17 protein-coding genes are annotated in these 18068 nt (G+C 65.9%); 8 read left to right on the top strand and 9 right to left on the bottom strand.

What is annotated here, in order from left to right:
- Both metH and VF194_RS03240 read left to right on the top strand, forming a co-directional pair.
- Positions 1-2368 (top strand): methionine synthase (gene metH, locus VF194_RS03245; RefSeq protein WP_330887981.1); only part of this gene is annotated, 2368 nt, incomplete at its 5' end.
- A 12-nt stretch (positions 2369-2380) separates the two neighbouring features.
- Positions 2381-2839, top strand: coding sequence for a GNAT family N-acetyltransferase (locus VF194_RS03240; protein ID WP_330887979.1), 459 nt, complete (start codon positions 2381-2383; stop codon positions 2837-2839).
- A gap of 59 nt (positions 2840-2898) precedes the next feature.
- Here VF194_RS03240 and VF194_RS03235 read toward each other — a convergent pair whose 3' ends face one another.
- The 4 genes from VF194_RS03235 to VF194_RS03220 are packed head-to-tail and all read right to left on the bottom strand — an operon-like array spanning position 2899 to position 6041.
- Positions 2899-3582 (bottom strand): SDR family oxidoreductase, encoded by a 684-nt coding sequence (locus tag VF194_RS03235; RefSeq protein WP_330887977.1) that lies wholly within the window; start codon positions 3580-3582, stop codon positions 2899-2901.
- A gap of 37 nt (positions 3583-3619) precedes the next feature.
- Positions 3620-4366: an SDR family oxidoreductase gene (locus VF194_RS03230; protein ID WP_330887975.1), complete on the bottom strand. Its 747-nt coding sequence runs from the start codon at positions 4364-4366 to the stop codon at positions 3620-3622.
- Between the two features lie 20 nt (positions 4367-4386).
- Complete coding sequence (locus VF194_RS03225) at positions 4387-5067, bottom strand: SDR family oxidoreductase (protein ID WP_330887973.1); 681 nt, start codon at positions 5065-5067, stop codon at positions 4387-4389.
- 38 nt (positions 5068-5105) lie between these two features.
- Positions 5106-6041 carry a hypothetical protein gene (locus VF194_RS03220; RefSeq protein WP_330887971.1) on the bottom strand — a complete coding sequence of 312 codons (936 nt, stop codon included), beginning with the start codon at positions 6039-6041 and terminating at the stop codon, positions 5106-5108.
- A 201-nt stretch (positions 6042-6242) separates the two neighbouring features.
- On the opposite strand from VF194_RS03220, the gene VF194_RS03215 reads away from it, so the two are divergent.
- The 4 genes from VF194_RS03215 to VF194_RS03200 all read left to right on the top strand — a co-directional run bounded on the left by VF194_RS03215 (position 6243) and on the right by VF194_RS03200 (position 8860).
- On the top strand, positions 6243-6584 hold the full coding sequence (locus VF194_RS03215; protein ID WP_330887969.1) for a metalloregulator ArsR/SmtB family transcription factor: 342 nt from the start codon (positions 6243-6245) through the stop codon (positions 6582-6584).
- 2 nt (positions 6585-6586) lie between these two features.
- Positions 6587-7243 (top strand): cation transporter, encoded by a 657-nt coding sequence (locus tag VF194_RS03210; RefSeq protein ID WP_349256520.1) that lies wholly within the window; start codon positions 6587-6589, stop codon positions 7241-7243.
- Positions 7244-7372: 129 nt separating this feature from the next.
- Positions 7373-8149 (top strand): TerC family protein, encoded by a 777-nt coding sequence (locus VF194_RS03205; RefSeq protein ID WP_330887967.1) that lies wholly within the window; start codon positions 7373-7375, stop codon positions 8147-8149.
- 87 nt (positions 8150-8236) lie between these two features.
- Positions 8237-8860, top strand: coding sequence for an exopolysaccharide biosynthesis protein (locus VF194_RS03200; RefSeq protein ID WP_330887965.1), 624 nt, complete (start codon positions 8237-8239; stop codon positions 8858-8860).
- 63 nt (positions 8861-8923) lie between these two features.
- On the opposite strand, the gene VF194_RS03195 is transcribed toward VF194_RS03200, so the two are convergent.
- Both VF194_RS03195 and VF194_RS03190 read right to left on the bottom strand, forming a co-directional pair.
- Positions 8924-10579, bottom strand: a complete 1656-nt coding sequence (locus tag VF194_RS03195; protein WP_330887963.1) for an isovaleryl-CoA dehydrogenase — start codon at positions 10577-10579, stop codon at positions 8924-8926.
- Between the two features lie 13 nt (positions 10580-10592).
- Entirely contained in the window at positions 10593-11213 is a 621-nt protein-coding gene (locus tag VF194_RS03190) for a TetR/AcrR family transcriptional regulator (RefSeq protein WP_330887961.1), read from the bottom strand.
- Positions 11214-11357: 144 nt separating this feature from the next.
- Here VF194_RS03190 and VF194_RS03185 point away from each other — a divergent pair, with 144 nt between their 5' ends.
- On the top strand, positions 11358-11906 hold the full coding sequence (locus tag VF194_RS03185) for an AAA family ATPase (RefSeq protein WP_330887959.1): 549 nt from the start codon (positions 11358-11360) through the stop codon (positions 11904-11906).
- 6 nt (positions 11907-11912) lie between these two features.
- Here the strand turns inward: VF194_RS03185 and VF194_RS03180 are convergent, their stop codons facing one another.
- Both VF194_RS03180 and VF194_RS03175 read right to left on the bottom strand, forming a co-directional pair.
- Positions 11913-12413: a cyclase dehydrase gene (locus VF194_RS03180; RefSeq protein ID WP_330887957.1), complete on the bottom strand. Its 501-nt coding sequence runs from the start codon at positions 12411-12413 to the stop codon at positions 11913-11915.
- A gap of 38 nt (positions 12414-12451) precedes the next feature.
- Positions 12452-13621 (bottom strand): zinc-dependent alcohol dehydrogenase, encoded by a 1170-nt coding sequence (locus VF194_RS03175; RefSeq protein WP_330887955.1) that lies wholly within the window; start codon positions 13619-13621, stop codon positions 12452-12454.
- Between the two features lie 213 nt (positions 13622-13834).
- Here VF194_RS03175 and VF194_RS03170 point away from each other — a divergent pair, with 213 nt between their 5' ends.
- A complete protein-coding gene (locus VF194_RS03170; protein WP_330887953.1) occupies positions 13835-14113 on the top strand; it encodes a hypothetical protein in 279 nt (92 codons plus the stop codon).
- Positions 14114-14184: 71 nt separating this feature from the next.
- Here VF194_RS03170 and VF194_RS03165 read toward each other — a convergent pair whose 3' ends face one another.
- Positions 14185-17844: a hydantoinase B/oxoprolinase family protein gene (locus VF194_RS03165; protein ID WP_330887951.1), complete on the bottom strand. Its 3660-nt coding sequence runs from the start codon at positions 17842-17844 to the stop codon at positions 14185-14187.
- Positions 17845-18068: the final 224 nt, after the last annotated feature.

The following is an 18068-nucleotide window of genomic DNA, read 5'->3' as shown; positions in this document are numbered from 1 at the left end:
CGTGCAAGGCAAATGCGTGGTGAACTCGATCAGCATGAAGGAGGGCAAGGACGAGTTCGTACAGCACGCCAAACTGTGCCGGCGTTATGGTGCGGCGGCGGTGGTGATGTGCTTCGACGAAAAGGGCCAGGCCGACACGCTGCAGCGGCGCGTCGACATCGCGACGCAGTCCTACCGCATTCTGGTCGATGAAGTCGGTTTTCTGCCGCAAGACGTGATCATCGATCCCAACATCTTCGCGATCGCGACCGGCATCGAGGAGCACGCGAATTACGCCAAGGACTTCATCGAGGCGACGCGCATCATTCGCGACACGCTGCTGTACGCGCGCGTCAGCGGCGGCGTGTCGAACGTGTCGTTTTCGTTCCGCGGCAACGACCTGGTGCGCGAAGCGATCCACACCGCGTTCCTGTATCACGCGATCAAGGCCGGCATGACGATGGGCATCGTCAACGCCGGCCAGCTCGGCGTCTACGAGGAGATTCCGAAGGATCTGCTGGAGCACGTCGAGGACATCATCTTCAACCGCCGGCCCGATGCCGCCGAACGCATGGTGACGTTCGCGGAGACGGTGAAAGGCAAGGGCAAGGTGCAGGTCGAGGACCTGGCATGGCGCGACGGCACGGTCGAGGAGCGGCTGAGCCACGCGCTGGTGCGCGGCATCACCGATTACATCATCGAGGACACCGAGGAAGCGCGGCTGAAATTTCCGCAGCCGATCCAGGTGATCGAAGGTCCGCTGATGGACGGCATGAACGTGGTCGGCGACCTGTTCGGCGCCGGCAAGATGTTCCTGCCGCAGGTGGTCAAGTCCGCCCGCGTGATGAAGAAGGCGGTGGCCTATCTGCTGCCGTTCATCGAGGCAGAGAAGGCGCAGGGCCCGGCCCGGAGCAACGGCAAGGTGCTGCTGGCGACGGTGAAAGGCGACGTGCACGACATCGGCAAGAACATCGTCGGCGTCGTGCTGCAGTGCAACAACTACGAAGTGGTCGATCTTGGCGTCATGGTGCCTTGCGCCCGCATCCTGGAAGAGGCGAAGAAGATCGGCGCCGATATCATCGGGTTGTCCGGCCTGATCACGCCGAGCCTCGACGAGATGTGCTACGTCGCCAGCGAGATGCAGCGCGAAGGCCTGGCGCTTCCGCTGCTGATCGGCGGCGCCACCACCTCGAAGGTGCATACCGCCGTCAAGATAGCGCCGAACTACAAAGGCCCGGTGGTTTACGTGCCGGATGCCTCGCGCGCCGTCGGCGTCGCCGGCAAGCTGATCTCAGCCAATGAGCGGCCCGCTTATGCCGCCGACGTGGCGAAGGAATACGACAAGATCCGCGAGATCCATGCGCGCGAGCGCAATACCGGCCCGCGCCAGAGCATCTCCCAGGCGCGCGCCAACAAGGTCAAGATCGACTGGACGAAATACAAGCCGACCAGGCCGAGCTTCCTCGGCACCAAGGTTTTCACCGATTATCCGCTGGAAGAACTGGTCGAGCGTATCGACTGGACGCCGTTCTTCTCCTCCTGGGAGCTGCGCGGCAAATACCCGGATATCCTGACCGACAACGTGGTGGGCGAGGCGGCGCGCAACCTGTTCGAGGACGCGCAGGCAATGCTTAAGCGCATCCTCGCCGAGAAGCCGCTCAAGGCCGCCGCGGTGATCGGCTTCTGGCCGGCGGCGCAGGTCAACGATGACGATATCGCGCTGTTTGCCGGCGAGGAGCGCAAGGAAGAAGCCGCACGGCTGCATATGCTGCGCCAGCAGATGAAGCGCGATGGCGGCCGCGCCAATATATGCCTGGCCGATTTCGTCGCGCCGCAGGATTCCGGCGTTGCCGATTATGTCGGCGCCTTCGCGGTCACGGCTGGCATCGGCCTGGACGAATGGCTCAAGGAATTCGCCGCCAGGCACGACGATTATTCCGCGATCCTGGCCAAGGCGCTGGCCGACCGTCTGGCCGAAGCCTTTGCCGAGCGCATGCATGAGCGCGTGCGCAAGGAATTCTGGGGCTATGCCGCCGACGAAGAGCTGACCAACGAGGAGCTGATCGCCGAACGGTATCGCGGCATCCGCCCGGCGCCGGGCTATCCGGCCTGCCCGGACCATACCGAGAAGGCGACATTGTTCGGGCTGCTCGACGCCACCAGACAGGCGGGTATCACCCTGACCGAGAGCTTCGCCATGTGGCCGGCGGCGGCTGTCTCCGGCTGGTATATCGCGCATCCGCAGGCACGCTATTTCGGCGTCGGCCGTATCGAACGCGATCAGGTCGCCGATTACGCCAAGCGCAAGGGCATGGAGCTTGCCCTGATGGAGCGCTGGCTTGCCTCGAATCTGGCCTACGATCCGGCGCGCGCCGAAGCGGCAGAATAGGATGATGCCCCGATGACACTGACGATCCGCAAGGCGACGCGCGCCGACGTGCCCGCCATCATACGCATGCTGGCCGACGACATACTGGGCGCCAAGCGCGAGGCCTATGCCGATCCGCTGCCGCAGGCCTATTACGATGCCTTCGAGACGATTGCGCGTTCGGAGATGACCGAGCAGATCGTCGCCGAGCAGGATGGCCGCATCGTCGGCTCGATGCAGCTCACCTACATCCCCGGCCTGTCGCGGCAGGGGATGAGCCGCGCCGTCATCGAGGCGGTGCGGATCGACACGCCGCTGCGCGGCAAGGGCCTGGGCAGCGTGATGATCCGCTGGGCGATTGCGCGGGCCCGCGAGAAAGGCTGCGGCGTCATTCAGCTCACGTCGGACAAGGCGCGCCTCGACGCGCATCGCTTCTACGAACGGCTTGGCTTCAAGGCCAGCCATATCGGGATGAAGATGGATTTGCGGTGAACCCGGCGGGCTTGGTAGACGCCTGCTGCTCATTCATCCTGCTCAATCGCCCCGCTCGCTCACCACGGCACTTCCTCGCCGCGGTAGTTGAAGAACTTGCCGCTGTCGCCGGGACCGAGGCGGGCGATGACTTCGCGCAGTCCGCGCGCCGAGGTCATTACATCCAGCGGCGCGGTCGGTCCGCCCATATCGGTCCTGACCCAGCCGGGATCGAGCACCGCAACGGTAAACTGCTCCTCTTTCAGATCCAGCGCCAGAGCGCGCATCGCCGCGTTCATGCCGGCCTTGGAGGCGCGATAGGCATAGAAGCCGCCATAGCTCATGCCGCCGATGGAGGCCATGCCGGTGCTCATGGTGACGATCTTGCGCTCCGTGCCGCGGCGCAGGTTGCGCTGCAGCGCCAGGGCGAGGTCGAGCGGCGCCACCGTGTTGGTATGCAGCACGCGCAGGAATTCCCCGGCGTCGATCCGTTCGGGCAGCGGATCCGGCTGGCTGTAGACGCCGGCATTGTTGAACAGGATGTCGATGCCGATGCCCTCGAGGCCTTCGCAGAAGGCGGCGATGCCTTGCGGGTCGGCGACGTCCAGGGGCTCGATGCGGATACCGCCGCGCAGCTTGGTCAGCTTCTCGGCCCGGGCGGGATCGCGGCAGGCGGCGATCACCGACCAGCCATTCTCCGCATATTGCTGCACCAATTCGAGGCCGATGCCGCGATTGGCGCCGGTGATCACGATGGTTGGCATGCGCTGCTCCTTGACTGTAGGAGCAACAGCTAGGGCATCAGCGCCCGCCGGCAACGTCCAGCAGCGCGCCAGTCATGTAATTGCACGAATCCTCGAGCAGCCAGATGATGGCCGCCGCCACTTCCTCGGCCGTGCCGGCGCGGCCCATCGGCGTGGCGGCGCCGAGCCGGGCGGCGCGGTCGGGCTGGCCGCCGCTGGCATGGATCTCGGTATCGATCAGTCCGGGGCGCACCGCGTTGACGCGCACGCCCTCGGCGGCCAGTTCGCGGGCCAGGCCGACCGTCATCGTGTCGATGGCGCCTTTCGAGCCGGCATAATCGACATACTCGCCGGGCGAGCCGAGCCGCGCGGCCATGGAGGAGAGATTGACGATGCTGCCGCCGTTGCCGCCGCGGCTTTTCGCCATCCGCCGTGCGGCTTCCCGGGCGCACAGATAGGCGCCCAGGATGTTGATGTCGAAGATGCGGCGCATCCGCTCCAGCGTGTAATCGGCGAAGGGCTGCTTCATGCCGACGATGCCGGCATTGTTGACCAGGCCGTCGAGCTTGCCGAGCGCCTTTTCGGCGGCATCGAACATGGCGATGACATCCGTTTCACGTGAAACATCGCCCTTGATGGCGACCGCCTTGGCGCCGGCTTGCTGCACGGCCCTGACCGTGTCATGCGCGGCCGCTTCGTTGCTCGCGTAATTGATGCCGACCGCCCAGCCGCGCTGCGCCGCCATCAGCGCCGCGGCGCGGCCGATGCCGCGGCTGCCGCCGGTGATCAGGATCGTTTTGCTCATGACCTTGCCCCGCCCGCTCGCTACCAGGGAAATTCGCTGCCGTCGTAATTGAAGAATTTGCCGGTATCGGACAGCGAGGCGCCGTCGATCACGGCCTTGAGCCCGGTGACGCTTTGCTGCGTCGTGATATCGGCGCCCTGGCCGCCCATATCGGTCTTGACCCAGCCGGGATGCAGCAAGATGCAGGTGATGCCGGAGGACTGCAGGTCGAGGGCCAGGTTGTGCATGGCTGCGTTGATCGCCGCCTTCGAGGTGCGATAGACGTAGGAGCCGCCGGCGCCCAGGCCGATCGAGCCCATGCGGCTGGACAAGGTGGCGATCTTGGCCGTTTTCGCCGCCTTCAGGTTGGGCAGGAGGCTGAGCGTCACCTTCATCGGCGCCACGGCATTGACCTGCAGCACGCGCAGATATTCGCCCGGATCGCCGATCGACAGGGCCGGATTGCGCGTGCCGTAAATGCCGGCATTGTTGATCAGCAGATCGATTGGCCGGCTGCCGAGCTTGGCGGCCAGCGCATCCACCGCGGCATAGTCGGTGACGTCCAGCTTTTCCACGCTCACCCTGCCGCCGATTGCCCTCAGCGCCTCGGCCTCCTGCGGCGCGCGGCAGCAGGCGATGATGTCCCAGCCGGAGGCCGCGTATTGCCTGGTGAATTCCAGGCCGATGCCGCGATTGGCGCCGGTGATCAGAAGCGTCGGCATGGCAAATTCCCCTCTATCCGCTATTTCACGTGAAACACTCAGGCCGCGCGCAGCCGCTTGTACAGCGGCTCCAGCAGGCCGGGCAGCATATACATCGGCAACTGCCCCATGGCGAAAAACACCACCATGTCGAAGACGGCCCGGTCGGCCAATGCCACCATGACCAGGCCCATATTGCAATTCCCGGTCAGCAGCCCGAGCGTGACGGCTGCCGGCTGCGACAGCCGAAAGACCGCGCGGCCGGCCAGATAGCCGAATCCCTGCAGCACCACATTGCCGATGAAAGCCGCCGCGGTGGCGAGAATGACGTAGCCCGGCTGGGACAGCAGCTTGGCGGTGACGCCATCCATGATGGCAATGGCGAACAGCACCAGCGCGATCACCGAGCCGCCATCGACCAGGCGGTAGTTGCGCGCCAGCCAGCCCGGCGGCATCAGCCGCCGCGCCAGCAACGCCGCGCCGAAGGCGAAGCCGACCATGGCGCCGAGCCGCAGCATGAATTCCGCCAGCGACATGTTGATCTCGATATCCAGCAGGGCCAGCGCCAGAGGCGGCAAGGTGAACGGCACCAGGGCCGTGCAGATCACCATGACGATGGCGGCCAGGGCGGCATCGAGGCCGAGGATCAGCGAGATCGCCACCGTGCCGGTGATCGGCGGCGCCGCCGCCATCAGGACGATCGCCTGGCTCAGGGCCTGCGGCAGGCCGAACGGCTTGAGCACGGCGAACACCAGCAGCGGACAGACCAGCATCAGGAAGACGATCAGCGGCAGGATCAGAAGCGGCCGGCGGGCATAGGCATGAAAGGCGCTCCAATCCAGCCGCATCAGGGAAAATGTCAGCGGCAGCAGGAGAAAGACGACCAGTCCGGGGCGGAGCAGCGCGGCCAGCGGCGGCACGGCCAAACCGACCAGCACGCCGCAGAACAGGAATTTGGTGGCATGGCGGCCGACGAAGTCGATCCAGCGCAGCATCAGGCCCTGCCGTCCGTGCAACGGGGAGCCGGAAAAGGGGGGTGTTTCACGTGAAACATCCTGCGAACATATGGGTGGGAAGTCATGGCGGCGAGGGGCTTTGTCGTTATGAATCCGCAGCATAGCGCCAAAAGCCTGGTTAATGCGAGTACGGATTTGCCGGTTGACATCTTTAAAACAAACATTTAAACAATTGTTGAAATGTTGGAGCTCGGCAAGCTCAAGGATCACCATGTCGCGCAGCTCACGGATATGTTCCGCCTGCTGGGCGATCCCAGCCGCCTGCGGCTGGTCACCACGCTGTGCAACGGCGAGGCCGCGGCCAGCGTCGCCGCGGCGATGTCCGGCCTGTCGCCGCAACTGGCAAGCCATCATCTGCGGCTGTTGCGCGCGGCGCGGCTGGTGAAGGCCGAGCGCAAGGGGAAGCGGATCTACTACGCGCTGGCGGACGAGCATGTCCGGCGCATGCTGGAAGACATGATCGACCATGTGGTCGAGCCGCATCGCGACCCGGCGGGCGTGGAGAACGGCGAAAGGATCTGATCATGGGCGCCTCCTGCTGCCATCACGATCATCACGGCCATGACCACGGACAAGGCATGGTGGAGAAGGGCACGCGGCCGGCGCTGTGGATCGCGCTGGCGCTGAACGGCGCGATGTTTCTCGTGGAAATCGTTGCCGGCCTGGCCGCCGGCTCCACCTCGCTGCTGGCGGATTCGGCCGACTTCCTGGGCGATACGGCCAATTACGGCATCGCCCTTGCCGTGCTGGCGCTGCCGCTGGCCTGGCGCGCCCGCGCCGCCTTCGTCAAGGGCGCCACCATGGGCCTGTTCGGCCTTTGGGTGGCGGCGGAAACGATCCGGCATGTCACCGTCGGCACGATCCCCGAACCCGCCACGATGGGCGCGGTCGGCATCGCCGCGCTCGTCGTGAACGTCGCCGTGGCGCTGATCCTCTATCGTTTCCGCGGCGGCGATTCCAATATGCGCGCCGTCTGGATCTGCAGCCGCAACGATGCGCTCGGCAACCTCGCCGTGCTGCTGGCGGCCAGCGGCGTCTTCGCCACCGGCACGCCCTGGCCCGATATCGCCGTCGCCGCCTTCATGGCCGGCCTGGCGCTGTGGGGCTCGGCGCAGGTGATCCGGCATGCCCTGCAGGATCTGCGCCACGACCGGGCTGCGTCGGCGGCCTTCGCGGATTGACGGCAGGCTTGAAATTTCCGCCGTTCCGCTTATCTAGCTGATCACGTCCGGGCCCCTCTGGCTGCCGTTTACGGGATGGCAGCGATGTCGGACGGCTTTTGCAAGCCTCCCGCCCTCGCGTGACCCCGCATGGATCTCGCCATCTTTCTGCAGCCCGCCGCGCTCGCGGCGCTCGCCGGCCTTGTCGCGCTCGAACTCGTGCTCGCCGTCGACAACCTGATCTTCATCACCATCGTCACCAACCGCCTGCCGCCGGCGCGCCAGCCGCTGGCCCGCCGCATGGGCCTGACGCTCGCCGTCGGCACGCGCATCCTGCTGCTGCTCTCGGCCGCCTGGCTGATCGGACTGACCGCGCCGCTGTTCACCGTGCTGGAGACGGAAATCTCCGGCCGCGACCTGGTGCTGCTGGCCGGCGGTCTCTTCCTGATCTGGAAGGCGACGATGGAAATCCACGAGCGCGTGTTGCCGAAGGGCCATGACGGCGATCCGGAAGAAGAGGAGGAGGCTGCCGCCGCCGGCAGACCGCGCGCACCCGCCTTCTGGGCGGTGATCGGCCAAATCCTGATTCTCGATGTCGTCTTTTCGCTCGACAGCGTGATCACCGCTCTGGGCCTGACCGGCCATCTCGAGATCATGATCGCCGCCGTCCTGCTGTCGGTCGCCATCATGATCGCCGCCGCCGAGACGTTGGCACGCTTCGTCAACAACAACCCCAATGTGGTCATGCTGGCGCTCGCCTTTCTGGTGATGATCGGCATGACGCTGGTGGGCGAGAGCATCGACGTGCACATCCCGAAGGGGATCGTCTATGGCGCCATGGCCTTCTCGGTGATCGTCGAAGGCCTCAACATGGCCTCGCGCCGCGCCCAGCTCAGCCGCCCCTTCCGCGGTATCCGCAAGGGATGAGCCGCGGCGCGGGGCTTTTCCGAACGCCGCGTTTCCGCCGCATTCCTTGGCCAGGATGCGCCGAGTGAGGCAGTGCGAGTTTTACCGATGAACCGGGCCGGGTTCCGTCACGCCAGCATCGCGCGCGATCTGTTGCGTTTACGCCGCCATGCCCGCGCCGGGGCGACGGTGCAGGAGGCGGCGCATAGTTTTGCCGAACGCTCGGCCCTGTTGCTGCTGCTTTTCCTCGGATTGCTCGGCTTCGTGCCGTCGCCGGGCCTGCCGCTCGGCGCCATTGCCGGGCTGCTCGTGGTCAGCGTCTGCCTCGGCATGCTGATCCAGCCGCGCAGGCTGCTGCTGCCGCGGTTTCTCGGGCGGCGCAAATTGCCGCCGCACCTGCTGCGGCGGCTGTTGCGTTTCGCCGTGCCGTTCATGCGCCGGCTCGAACGCCGCTTCCGCCCGCGCGCGAGCTGGATGACGAACGGGCCCGGCAAGGCCTTCGCCATCCTGGCGATCGCGCTGCAGGGTATCGGACTGATGCTGCCGCTGCCATTCGGCAATCTGCCATTTGCGTTCGGAATCGTGTTGACCGCCCTCGGGCTGCTGACCCGCGACGGCCTCGGCACGCTGGCCGGTCACGCGGTCGGCCTCGTCAGCGCGGTGCTGTTCCTCGGCATCGGCTTCGGCGCCGTCCAGGCCGGCACGGCTTTCGGCCAATGGCTGCCATGGTGACGCGTTTTCCACGCCGCCTCCGGACTTGAGGACATGCTCGGCTCGGCGCGGCGCGCCGCGCCGTCACACCGGCCTTGCCCGTTCCGCGATGGCGCGGACATCGACGCCCTTGGGCAGCGTACCGAAGGCGTGGCCCCAATCGCCGCCAAGTCTTGAAGCGCAGAAGGCGTCGGCCACAGCCGGCGTCGAATGCCGCACCAGCAGCGCGCCCTGCAGCGTCGCCATCATCTTTTCCACGATGCGGCGGGCGCGGTGTTCCGCCTCGGTGAGATCGGCGAATTCCGCCTCGACCGATTTGATCGCCGCGTCCAGCCGCGTATCGCTGCCGCGCGCCAAAGCCAGTTCGGCGAAATAGGCTTCCAGCCCGTCGCTGCCCTTCTGCAGGGCACGCAGCACATCGAGGCACATCACGTTGCCCGAGCCTTCCCAGATCGAGTTGAGCGGAATCTCCTTGTACAGCATGCCGAGCGGCCCTTCGTCGACATAGCCGTTGCCGCCATGCACCTCCATGGCCTCCACCACGGCGTTCGGCGCGCGCTTGCAGACCCAGTATTTCACCGCCGGAGTGCAGAGGCGGCGGAAGGCGGCTTCCTGCGGATCGGCATCGGCGCGGTCGAAGGCGCGCGCCAGCCGTAAGGCGAGCATCGTGGCCGCTTCCGACTCGACGGCCAGGTCGGCCACCACGTTGGTCATCAGCGGCTGGTCGACCAGATGCCGCTGGAAGGCGCGGCGGTGGAAAACGTGATGCACCGCCTGGGCGACGGCGCCGCGCAGCAGGCCGGCCGAGCCGAGCGCGCAATCGAGCCGCGTGTAGGTGCCCATCTCGATGATGGTCGGCACGCCGCGGCCTTCCTCACCAAGCAGCCAGCCATGCGCGCCGTGGAACTCCACTTCCGACGAGGCATTAGACTTGTTGCCGACCTTGTCCTTCAGCCGCTGGATCTGGACGGCGTTCTTGGTGCCGTCGGGCAGCCAGCGCGGCACGAAAAAGCAGCTCAGGCCGCCCGGCGCCTGGGCCAGCACCAGATGCGCGTCGTTTTGCGGGCAGGAGAAGAACCATTTATGCCCGGTGATGATGTATTCGCGGCTGGCGCCGCCGACCGGCTCGGCGATGGTGGTGTTGGCGCGCACGTCCGAGCCGCCCTGCTTTTCGGTCATGCCCATGCCGATCAAGGCGCCGGATTTCCGCTCGACCGGCGTGTTGGCCGGATCGTATTGCCGCGAGTAGATTTTCGGCAGCCAGGTTTCGGCAAGCGCCGCATCGCGCTTCAATGCCGGCACGCTGCCGTAGGTCATGGTGGTCGGGCATTGGCTGCCCGGTTCGATCTGCGCATGCATGATATAGGCGGCGGCGCGCGCGACATGGGCGCCGGGCTTCGGATCGGCCCAGGGCGCGGCATGCAGGCCTTCGCCGATGATCAGGCGCATGATGTTGTGCCAGGCGGGGTGGAATTCGACCTCGTCGCGGCGATGGCCGAAGCGGTCGAACAGTTTGAGCTGCGGCGGGAATTTATGCGCCAGACGGCCTTGCTCGATGGTTTCCGCCGTGCCGAGCCTGGCACCGTAGGCGGTCAGCTGCGCCTCGGCCCAGCCGGCGCCGTTGGCCTGCGCCGCGGCCATCAAGGCATGGTCGGTGGTAAACAGGTTGTGGTCTTCCAGTGCCGGCGGCTGGTTGAAAACCTCGTAGGGATCGAAGGCGGGTTTGGCCTGTGCGGTCATGGCATGTCTCCCATCATGATTTTCTGGCCGGCATCGGCCCGAGCGCCTGCACGCAGAAGAGGGCGAGCCCGGCAATCAGCTGTTCCTGGTCAGTCTTTCTCGCCTGCGGCGCCAAGGGGCCGATCAGCGCCTCGTTCAGCGCGCCGACGATGGCGGAAGCGGTCAGCACGGCATCCTGCGCGGCAATGTCGCCGGCCTCGATGCCGTCTTCGATGATGCCGACGAAGATGTCGCGATAGGGAATGCGATAGCGCAGGCGGTCGGCTTCGATCAGCGGATCGACCGGCTCGGCCAGCAGCGCATAGGCCAGCCGCCGGCCTTTCAGGGCGCGCCGGGCGAAGACCTGCACGACGCGGGCAAGGCGTTCGCGTGCCGAGCCGGGCGTCTGGGCCGCCGCAGCACAGACGTCGATCTCGCGCTGCGAGGCGCGGCGGAAGACTTCGTCGAACAGATCGGCCTTGGAGGGGAAGTAGCGGTACAGCGCGCCGGTGGAAAGTCCGGCTTCCTCGGCAATCGCCGGAATGCCGGCGCCGTCATAGCCATGCTGCGCCACCAGCTTCAGCGCCGCTGCGACGATCCGCTCGCGCGTCTCGTTCAGGCGCGCCACGACGGCATCGGTGCGGCGATAGGCCATGACCGGGTCCTCATCTTGCCCATAAGAAGTGAAACACATTTCACTCCTTCTGGCAAGCCGCATAGGCCGGACGCTATCGAGTCGATGATTTTAGCTGGAAATGCAAGGGGTTACTGCGTCACCGCGAGCCGCTACAATCAGCGCATGCAACTGGTCTTTCTCTACGGCAAGCCCGCCACCGGCAAACTGACGGTCGCCCGCGAACTGGCGGGCCTGACCGGCTACAAGCTGTTTCACAATCACCTGACCGTCGATCTGCTGCTGTCGGTGTTCGAATTCGGCAGCACGCCTTTCGTGGCGTTGCGCGAGGAAATCTGGCTGTCGGTCTTTGCCCGTGCGGCCAAAGAGCGTCTGCATGGCCTGATCTTCACCTTCGCGCCGGAAACCACGGTGCGGCCGACGTTCATCGAGCGGGCGCTCGATATCGTATTCGCCGCCGGCAGCCGGATACGGTTCGTCGAACTGACCTGTCCGATGGAGGAGGTCTATCGCCGCATCGACAGCCAGTCGCGGCGCCAGAGCGGCAAGCTGACCTCGCACGAGGTTTACGAAAGGCTGGAGAAGGCCGGGGTCTTCGCCACCTCGCACATGCCCAAGGCCGAGGTGACCATCGATACCGGCACGCTCAGCCCGCGCGATGCGGCGCAGAAGATCGCCAAGGCGCTCGGCCTGCCGCGCGCGGCGGCACATTAGACGCGTTCAATGCCGCGTCTGACTGACCTCGCGGGCGATGCCGCGCATGGCATCGGGCGCTTTCGGCAGGCCGCTGCGGTCGCTGTAATCGACCAGCCGGCGGCGGATGCGCCGGATGCGGCGCGATTTGGTCAACGCGCCGGCCGACATGACATCGGCTGCGCCGACCATGGCGACGGCTGCCAGCGCAAACCAGGGAAAGCTGCGCCGCGGCTGGCGGCTTAGCGGCGCGGCGAGCGTCGCCGCGTCGATCGCATCGCCGATCACCCTGGCCCAGATCCAGGGTGCCGGATTGCTGCGGTTGCTGAGGATGCCGATGCCGGTGACGATTTCGCGCAGGCCGCAAAGGCGCAGCAGGCCGCCCTTGCCCTTCATGCCCATGCTGCGGGTCAGCGGTCCCGACGCGAGCAGTTCCATGGCGCCGAGCCCGATGCTGAACCAGCCGAGCCCATAGGCCAGCATCCGCATATTCTCCGCGGAGGTGAGGGATTTCCTGCTGCGAAACATCGGCCTGTACCTCTTGCTTGCGTTCCTGCCGGCCGTCTTTACGGCGTCATCACCACCTTCACGCAGCCGTCCTGCTTGTCGCGAAACTGGCGGTACATCGCCGGGCCATCCTCCAGCCCGGCGCGATGGGTGATCACGAAGGAGGGATCGATCTGGCCCTCCTCGATGCGCCGCAGCAGGTCGTCGGTCCAGCGGTTCACATGGGTCTGGCCGGTGCGCACCGTCAGCCCCTTGTTCATCAGTGCGCCGAACGGAATCTTGTCGACCAGGCCGCCATAGACGCCGGGGATCGACAATATCCCGGCCGGCCGGCAGACATAGATCATCTCGCGCAGCACATGCGGCCGGTCGGTTTCCAGCATCATCGCCTGCTTCACCCGGTCGTAGGCGGAATCGATGCTGGCGGCGGCGTGCGCCTCGAAGCCGACGGCATCGATGCATTTGTCCGGCCCCTTGCCATGGGTCAGATCGTTCAGGCGCTCGACGACGCTTTCTTCGTCGAAAGTGATGGCAATGGCACCGGCGGCCTCGGTCATCTGCAGGCGTTCGGGGACATTGTCGATGGCGACGATCTGTTCCGCGCCGAGCAGAAGCGCGCTGCGGATGGCGAACTGGCCGACCGGCCCGCAGCCCCAGATCGCCACCGTATCGGTCGGCTCGATGTCGCATTGCGCCGCCGCCTGCCAGCCGGTCGGAAGGATGTCGCCCAGGAACAGCAGCTTGTCGTCGCTCAGGCCGTCGGGCACCTTCACCGGAGCGACATCGGCATAGGGCACGCGCACATATTCCGCCTGGCCGCCGGCATAGCCGCCGGTGAGATGGGAATAGCCGAACAGGCCGGCCGTGGTATGGCCGAAGGCCTTGTCGGCGATGGCCTTGTTGCGGTTGGTCCGTTCGCAAACGGAGTAATTTGCGCGCCGGCACTGATCGCATTCGCCGCAGCATATCGTGAACGGCACGACGACGCGGTCGCCGATTTTGAGCTTTTTGTTCTCGGCGCCCACTTCGACCACCTCGCCCATGAACTCATGGCCGAGCACGTCGCCATGCAGCATGCCGGGGATGAAACCGTCGTAAAGATGCAGGTCGGAGCCGCAGATCGCGCAGCTCGTCATTTTGACGATCGCATCGCGCGGCTGCTCGATGGCAGGATCGGGAATTGTATCGCAGCGAATGTCTTTCTTGCCATGCCAGCACAATGCTTTCACGGACGGACCTCCGGCTGGGGTGAGGCTGCGATCCAGGTTGCCGATGCAGCCAGCGGGTTCGAGAACAGGCGCGGAAAGGGTTTTGTTCCGCGCATGAGAACGCGGTGGCCAATCTGTGGCACCGTCGGGAAACGGCCAGGCCGGAGTATGATGGCCGGGAAACCGCGCGCTGGCATCCGGACCGACCCCCGGCGCCGCATATGGGAGTGGCCGATGACCGCCTTCTGGAAATGCGTATCCTGTCAGGGAATGGGCAAGGTCTATATGGGCGACGAGACGCGCTGGTGGGCCTGCCCGAGCTGCGGCGGCCGGGGATACAGCATCAGCGCCATTGCCTCGGCCCTGCTCATGTCGGTGATCGTCAGCCTCAGCGCCTATCGCCTGTTCGGCGGGGGGCAGGCCGCCCCGGTGCATGTGTCGAGGGTGACGCCGCCGGTTGCAGCGGCGGCGCAGACCGCCCCGGCGATGGACCGACCGATGCAGCCCGAGTAAGCGCGCAGGTCCGATCGTATCCGGCCGAGCCGCCGGGCTGAGTGTACCGGAGCCGCAGCCTGGGCGGCGGATCACTCCGCCGCCTGCTTCAGGTCGGCCGCCTTGCCGAAGCCGCCCCCTGAGGGCGTCGCGATCACGAAGACGTCGCCGGGCTGCATCGGCGTCGAGCAGCGGCCTTCCAGCTCAACCTTTTCACCGTTCTTGCGCTCGACCCACTGCCGGCCGGTCTCGCCATTCTCGCCGCCTTCCAGGCCGAAGGGCGGCACCTTGCGGTGCGACGACAGCAGCGTGGCCACCATCGGCTCGAGGAAGCGCATGCGGCGGATCGTGCCGTCGCCGCCCTTGTGCCGTCCTCGGCCGCCCGAGCCGCGGCGGATGCGGAAGCTTTCCAGCAGCACCGGGAAGCGGAATTCCAGCACTTCCGGATCGGTCAGCCGCGCGTTGGTCATATGCGTATGCACGGCATCGCAGCCATCGAAATCCGGTCCGGCGCCCGAGCCGCCGCAGATCGTCTCGTAATACTGATACTGGTCGTTGCCGAAGGTGAAGTTGTTCATCGTACCCTGCGCGGCCGCCATCACGCCGAGCGCGCCGAAGATGGTGTCGGTAATGCACTGGCTGGTCTCGACATTGCCGGCCACCGTCGCGGCGGGAAATTGCGGATCCAGCATCGAGCCTTCCGGGATGACGATCTCCAGCGGCTTGAGACAGCCGCCGTTCAGCGGGATGTCGCTGTCGACAAGGCAGCGGAAAGCGTAGAGCACCGCGGCAACGCAGACCGCCTTCGGGGCGTTGTAGTTGGTCGGGTGCTGGCCCGACGTGCCGGTGAAGTCGATCTTCGCCGTGCGGTCCTTGTGATTGACGGTGACCTTGACCCTGATCTCGTAGCCGTCGTCCATGGGGTAGGTGAATTCGCCGTCCTTGAGGCGGCTGATCACGCGGCGCACGGATTCCTCGGCATTATCCTGCACGTGGCGCATATAGGCGCGCACGACATCGAGGCCGAACTGGTCGACCATCTTGCGCAGCTCCTGCGCGCCCTTCTCGCAGGAGGCGATCTGCGCCTTGAGGTCGGCGATGTTCTGATGCGGATTGCGCGAGGGATATTTGCCGCTCTTCAGTATCGCGACCATCTCCTCTTCTAGGAACTTGCCGCCATCGACCAGCAGGACGTTGTCCAGCAGCACGCCTTCATCCTCGACCGTCTTCGAATCCGGCGGCATGGAGCCCGGCGTGGTGCCGCCGATATCGGCATGGTGGCCGCGGCTGCCGAGATAGAACAGCACCTCCTTGCCGGCCTTGTCGAAGACCGGCGTGATCACGGTGACATCCGGCAGATGCGTGCCGCCGGCATAGGGCGCATTCAGCACATAGACGTCGCCCGGCTTCATCGTGCCGGCGCGCTTGCGCATGATCGTTTTGATGCTTTCCGACATCGAGCCGAGATGCACCGGCATGTGCGGCGCGTTGGCGATCAGTTCGCCGTCGAGATCGAAAATGGCGCAGGAGAAATCGAGCCGTTCCTTGATGTTGACCGAATAGGCGGTTTTCTCCAGCACCGAGCCCATCTGCTCGGCGATCGACATGAACAGGTTGTTGAAGATTTCCAGCATCACCGGATCGACTTCGGTGCCGATCGCCTTGCGCGCCGGCAAGGCTTCGACGCGCTTGAGCACCAGGTCGCGGCGCTCGGTCAGCCGCGCCTGCCAGCCCGGCTCGACCACGATGGTGGAGGTCGGCTCGGTGATGATGGCCGGGCCTTTGAGGGTTTCGCCGGGCTTGAGCGCGGCGCGGTCGTAGACCGGCGTATCGCGCCAGGCGCCGGCCATATAGGCCTTGCGCTGCGCCAGGGCGGGAATATCGCTTTGCGGACGGATATCCTTCACGGCCTCGACCGTATCCGGCGCCCGCTCGCCTTCGCCGATCACCTCGACGGCGACGGAGGCGGCGATGAGCTGCTTTTCCGGGCTGATGAAGCCGAAACGCTGGCGATGCGCCGCTTCGAAAGCGGCCTTGATCGCATCCAGCGCGCCGAAATCGACGATCAGCGCGGAATCCGAACCGCCATAGCGCACATGCAGCTTGCGCAACACGCTGATCTTCCCCGCCGGCACGCCCTGGGCCAGCATCTCGGCCTTGGCCTCGTCGGCGAGCGCGTCGATCTCGGCCGACAGGCCCGGCAGCGCCTGCGCATCCAGCACGATTTCGACGGACTTCTCGCGCAGCACGCGCTGATCCGCCAGACCCATGCCGTAGGCCGACAGCACGCCGGCGAGCGGATGCAGCAGCACTTCCGTCATGCCGAGCGCATCGGCGACCAGGCAGGCATGCTGACCGCCGGCGCCGCCGAAGCTGGACAGCACATACCTGGTGACGTCGTAGCCGCGCGCGACCGAAATCTTCTTGATCGCATTGGCCATGTTCTCGACGGCGATGGCGAGGAAGCCCTCGGCGACCTCTTCGGCGCTGCGGGTGTCGCCGGTTTGCTCATGGATGCGACCGCGCAGTTCGGCGAATTTCCGCCGCACCACGTCGGCATCCAGCGGCTGATCGCCGTTGGCGCCGAACACGGCGGGGAAGAAATCCGGCTGCAGCTTGCCGAGCATGACGTTGCAGTCGGTCACGGTCAGCGGTCCGCCGCGGCGATAGCAGGCCGGGCCGGGATTGGCGCCGGCGCTGTCCGGTCCGACGCGGTAACGGGCGCCGTCGAAATGCAGGATCGAGCCGCCGCCGGCGGCCACCGTGTTGATCATCATCATCGGCGCGCGCATGCGAACGCCGGCTACCATGGTCTCGAAGGCGCGCTCATACTCGCCGTCATAATGGCTGACATCGGTCGAGGTGCCGCCCATGTCGAAGCCGATGACTTTCCTGAAACCCGCGCGCGTCGACGTCTCGACCAGGCCGACCACGCCGCCGGCCGGGCCGGACAGGATGCTGTCCTTGCCTTGGAAGAAATTGGCATCCGCCAGGCCGCCGTTGGACTGCATGAACATCAGCCGCATGCCATTGTTCGCCGCGTCCAGTTCGTTGGCGACCTGATTCACATAGCGGCGCAGGATCGGCGAGACATAGGCATCCACCACCGTGGTGTCGCCGCGGCTGACGAACTTGATCAGCGGCGAGACCTGGTGGCTGGCCGAGACCTGCGTGAAGCCGATCTGCCGGGCCAGTTCGGCGACGTTGGCTTCGTGGTCGGTATAGCGGTAGCCGTGCATGAACAGGATGGCGCAGCTGCGGATGCCGTCGTCGTAAGCTGCCTGCAGCGCTTGGCGTGCCGCCTCGATGTCCAGCGGCGTCTCGATGCTGCCGTCGTTGCGCACGCGCTCGGGCACTTCGACCACGCGCTCATACAGCATCTCGGGCAGCACGATATGCAGCGCGAAGAGGTTGGGGCGGGTCTGATAGCCGATGCGGAGCTGATCGGCGAAGCCTTCCGAGACCAGCAGCAGCACGCGGTCGCCCTTGCGCTCGAGCAGCGCATTGGTGGCCACCGTCGTACCCATCTTCACGGCGGCGATCCTGCCCCGCGGCAAGGCCTCGCCGGGTTTCAGGCCGAGCAGGTCGCGGATGCCCTGGACCGCGGCATCGCGATAGCGTTCCGGATTTTCCGACAGCAGCTTATGGGTGACGATGCCGCCGTCCGGCCTGCGGCCGACGATGTCGGTGAAGGTGCCGCCGCGGTCGATCCAGAATTCCCATTGCCCGCTCTGCGATCCGGTCTGCGCCATGGAACAACTCCAAGAATTTCGCTGATGTTAGCTCGGGGAAACCGCTTTCGTCACGCCTCCGGCCCACCGGTTCCGTTCTACTGGCCGATCATCTTGGCTGGCAGCCAGGTGGCCAATTCCGGGAAGAAGAACATCAGCGCGACGGCGACGCACATCAGCAGGAAGAGCGGGAAGGCGACCCGGCCGATATAGGTGATCTGGTGCCCGGTCATGCCCTGCAGCAC

Source organism: Ferrovibrio sp. (genome assembly GCF_036381655.1).
Classification (GTDB): domain Bacteria; phylum Pseudomonadota; class Alphaproteobacteria; order Ferrovibrionales; family Ferrovibrionaceae; genus Ferrovibrio.
Note: the sequence above shows the minus strand (reverse complement) of the source record. Positions and strands in the feature narration are given on the sequence as shown.

Excerpts from the sequence above, each read along its gene's own strand:
- VF194_RS03240 (WP_330887979.1), top strand. The coding sequence starts at position 2,381 with ATGACACTGACGATCCGCAAGGCGACGCGCGCCGACGTGCCCGCCATC.
- VF194_RS03235 (WP_330887977.1), bottom strand. The coding sequence starts at position 3,582 with ATGCCAACCATCGTGATCACCGGCGCCAATCGCGGCATCGGCCTCGAA.
- VF194_RS03230 (WP_330887975.1), bottom strand. The coding sequence starts at position 4,366 with ATGAGCAAAACGATCCTGATCACCGGCGGCAGCCGCGGCATCGGCCGC.
- VF194_RS03225 (WP_330887973.1), bottom strand. The coding sequence starts at position 5,067 with ATGCCGACGCTTCTGATCACCGGCGCCAATCGCGGCATCGGCCTGGAA.
- VF194_RS03220 (WP_330887971.1), bottom strand. The coding sequence starts at position 6,041 with ATGCTGCGCTGGATCGACTTCGTCGGCCGCCATGCCACCAAATTCCTG.
- VF194_RS03215 (WP_330887969.1), top strand. The coding sequence starts at position 6,243 with ATGTTGGAGCTCGGCAAGCTCAAGGATCACCATGTCGCGCAGCTCACG.
- VF194_RS03210 (WP_349256520.1), top strand. The coding sequence starts at position 6,587 with ATGGGCGCCTCCTGCTGCCATCACGATCATCACGGCCATGACCACGGA.
- VF194_RS03205 (WP_330887967.1), top strand. The coding sequence starts at position 7,373 with ATGGATCTCGCCATCTTTCTGCAGCCCGCCGCGCTCGCGGCGCTCGCC.
- VF194_RS03200 (WP_330887965.1), top strand. The coding sequence starts at position 8,237 with ATGAACCGGGCCGGGTTCCGTCACGCCAGCATCGCGCGCGATCTGTTG.
- VF194_RS03195 (WP_330887963.1), bottom strand. The coding sequence starts at position 10,579 with ATGACCGCACAGGCCAAACCCGCCTTCGATCCCTACGAGGTTTTCAAC.
- VF194_RS03190 (WP_330887961.1), bottom strand. The coding sequence starts at position 11,213 with ATGGCCTATCGCCGCACCGATGCCGTCGTGGCGCGCCTGAACGAGACG.
- VF194_RS03185 (WP_330887959.1), top strand. The coding sequence starts at position 11,358 with ATGCAACTGGTCTTTCTCTACGGCAAGCCCGCCACCGGCAAACTGACG.
- VF194_RS03180 (WP_330887957.1), bottom strand. The coding sequence starts at position 12,413 with ATGTTTCGCAGCAGGAAATCCCTCACCTCCGCGGAGAATATGCGGATG.
- VF194_RS03170 (WP_330887953.1), top strand. The coding sequence starts at position 13,835 with ATGACCGCCTTCTGGAAATGCGTATCCTGTCAGGGAATGGGCAAGGTC.
- VF194_RS03165 (WP_330887951.1), bottom strand. The coding sequence starts at position 17,844 with ATGGCGCAGACCGGATCGCAGAGCGGGCAATGGGAATTCTGGATCGAC.